This window comes from Halolactibacillus sp. JCM 19043 (genome assembly GCF_001310395.1).
Classification (GTDB): Bacteria; Bacillota; Bacilli; order Bacillales; family Amphibacillaceae; genus Halolactibacillus; species Halolactibacillus miurensis.
The window spans coordinates 1-611 of sequence record NZ_BAXD01000096.1 but is presented as its reverse complement, the minus strand read 5'-3'; the positions used below and the strand labels follow the sequence as shown (position 1 = coordinate 611).

At 39.9% G+C, this 611-nt stretch carries 1 pseudogene; it reads left to right on the top strand.

What is annotated here, in order from left to right:
- Window positions 1-611: pseudogene (locus JCM19043_RS15820) on the top strand (phage portal protein); the annotation flags it as partial.

Genomic DNA, 611 nt, shown 5'->3' with positions numbered 1-611 from the left:
AAACAACGGATTTAACAAATCCAGCTCCCTGGTTTCTAAATATTTTCGGTCACGAATCTTCAAGTGGTGAGAAGGTGACGGTTAATTCTGCTTTAGGTGTTCCGGCAGTTTACACTTGCGTCAATATTTTAGCGAACAGTATTGCAAAGTTACCTTTTCAAACATTTAAGAAAACAAGTGATGGTAGGGTAAGAGATAAAAAGCATGCTGTTGCAAAGGTACTTGAAACTAGACCCAATCCATATCAAAGCCCTTTTAAGTTTAAGCACTTGATAGAAACTCATCGCAATACGTGGGGAAATGCTTATATCAACATTAACTGGGGGCAGATGGCCGACCAAGAGAATTATGGCTTCTGAATCCTGCTGTGACAGAACCTCATGTTGATGTGAAAACGAATGAACTATGGTATTACACCACGTTACCAAACGGGAAGTATGTAAAAATCGGTTACGGTGATATCATTCATCTAACAGCACTTTCAACAGACGGATTAAAAGGAAAACCACCCATACAAGTAGCACGTGAAGCAATCGGTAGCAGTCAGGCTGCTCAAAAGTTTAAAGGGAAGTTCTATAAGCATGGTGCATCCAACAGTGGTGTTTTAAAAG